The organism is Leuconostoc pseudomesenteroides KCTC 3652 (genome assembly GCF_014634745.1).
Classification (GTDB): domain Bacteria; phylum Bacillota; class Bacilli; order Lactobacillales; family Lactobacillaceae; genus Leuconostoc; species Leuconostoc pseudomesenteroides.
The window spans coordinates 1-1424 of the sequence record NZ_BMBP01000021.1 but is presented as its reverse complement, the minus strand read 5'-3'; the positions used below and the strand labels follow the sequence as shown (position 1 = coordinate 1424).

Annotated in this window: 14 tRNA genes; all 14 read left to right on the top strand. The window is 53.4% G+C overall.

The annotated features are described in order from the left end of the window. Positions 1-72: 72 nt before the first annotated feature. The 14 genes from IEU65_RS10290 (at position 73) to IEU65_RS10225 (ending at position 1424) form a co-directional block, all read left to right on the top strand. Positions 73-145: transfer RNA gene (locus tag IEU65_RS10290), tRNA-Val, on the top strand. A gap of 46 nt (positions 146-191) precedes the next feature. Continuing rightward, positions 192-264: transfer RNA gene (locus IEU65_RS10285), tRNA-Thr, on the top strand. 8 nt (positions 265-272) lie between these two features. Continuing rightward, positions 273-344 (top strand) — tRNA-Gly (locus IEU65_RS10280). Positions 345-349: 5 nt separating this feature from the next. Next, positions 350-433, top strand: a tRNA-Leu gene (locus IEU65_RS10275). 5 nt (positions 434-438) lie between these two features. Beyond that, positions 439-512 (top strand) — tRNA-Arg (locus tag IEU65_RS10270). Between the two features lie 67 nt (positions 513-579). Beyond that, a tRNA-Pro gene (locus IEU65_RS10265) sits at positions 580-653 on the top strand. Positions 654-682: 29 nt separating this feature from the next. Continuing rightward, positions 683-756 (top strand) — tRNA-Met (locus IEU65_RS10260). A 13-nt stretch (positions 757-769) separates the two neighbouring features. Further along, a tRNA-Ile gene (locus IEU65_RS10255) sits at positions 770-843 on the top strand. Between the two features lie 22 nt (positions 844-865). Then, positions 866-955: transfer RNA gene (locus IEU65_RS10250), tRNA-Ser, on the top strand. A 29-nt stretch (positions 956-984) separates the two neighbouring features. Further along, a tRNA-Met gene (locus tag IEU65_RS10245) sits at positions 985-1058 on the top strand. A 2-nt stretch (positions 1059-1060) separates the two neighbouring features. Further along, positions 1061-1134 (top strand) — tRNA-Asp (locus IEU65_RS10240). Positions 1135-1154: 20 nt separating this feature from the next. Further along, a tRNA-Phe gene (locus tag IEU65_RS10235) sits at positions 1155-1227 on the top strand. 30 nt (positions 1228-1257) lie between these two features. Beyond that, positions 1258-1328, top strand: a tRNA-Gly gene (locus IEU65_RS10230). 22 nt (positions 1329-1350) lie between these two features. Next, positions 1351-1424, top strand: a tRNA-Ile gene (locus tag IEU65_RS10225).

Below are 1424 nucleotides of genomic sequence, written 5' to 3'. Positions count from 1 at the left end.
AAGGAGCACGGTTGGAAACCGTGTAAGCGTGGCGACACGTTTCGAGGGTTCGAATCCCTTCCTCTCCATCATGGACGCTTAGCTCAGCTGGGAGAGCACCTGCCTTACAAGCAGGGGGTCACAGGTTCGATCCCTGTAGCGTCCATTGACTTCAGGGTCAAGAAAGAAACCGGCACGTCGGGATAAGCGATGCCGACTTAGCTCAGTTGGTAGAGCACCGCTCTTGTAAAGCGGGGGTCGAAGGTTCGAGTCCTTTAGTCGGCATGAATTATGCGGAAGTAGTTCAGTGGTAGAACATCACCTTGCCATGGTGGGGGTCGCGGGTTCGAATCCCGTCTTCCGCTTTTATGCCGGCGTGGCGGAATAGGCAGACGCACAGGACTTAAAATCCTGCGATAGAAATATCGTACCGGTTCGATCCCGGTCGCCGGCATATATGCACCTATAGCGCAATTGGATAGAGCGTCTGACTACGAATCAGGAGGTTGCAGGTTCGACTCCTGCTAGGTGCATAGAGGTTGAAGGAATTCAAACTCTTTTTTTAAGTATCAGAAGGGCGAAAGCTCAGGAAGACTTTTTCGGGATGTAGCTCAGCTTGGTAGAGCACCTGGTTTGGGACCAGGGGGTCGCAGGTTCGAATCCTGTCATCCCGATTGGTTAAGGGAACTTAGCCGAAGAGGATCGCGGTGTAGCTCAGCTGGCTAGAGCGTTCGGTTCATACCCGAGAGGTCGAGGGTTCGATTCCCCCCGCCGCGATAGGCTCGAAAAAGGACCATTAGCTCAGTTGGTTAGAGCAGACGGCTCATAACCGTCCGGTCGTTGGTTCGAGTCCAACATGGTCCATGCAGGACGAAGTAAAGATAATGGAGAATTACCCAAGTCTGGCTGAAGGGAACGGTCTTGAAAACCGTCAGGTCGGGAAACCGGCGCGTGGGTTCGAATCCCACATTCTCCTTAGGCATGAAGATGTCGCAATAAAATTATCGCGGGATGGAGCAGTCTGGTAGCTCGTCGGGCCCATAACCCGAAGGTCGTAGGTTCAAATCCTGCTCCCGCAATTGGTCGCATGGTCTAGCTGGTTAGGACGCCTGCCTGTCACGCAGGAGATCGCGGGTTCGAGCCCCGCTGTGACCGTTCATTGGGAACAATGAGATGGCTCTGTAGCTCAGTTGGTAGAGCAATGCATTGAAGCTGCATGTGTCGGCGGTTCGATTCCGTCCAGCGCCATAGGGAGGAGACTTCCGACAGGAACTACTTGCGAATGTAGTTCAATGGTAGAATTCCAGCCTTCCAAGCTGGCTATGCGGGTTCGATTCCCGTCATTCGCTTGATGTTAGAGCATCAAAATATGGGCCATTAGCTCAGTTGGTTAGAGCGCTGTGTTGATAACGCAGAGGTCCCAGGTTCGAGTCCTGGATGGCCCA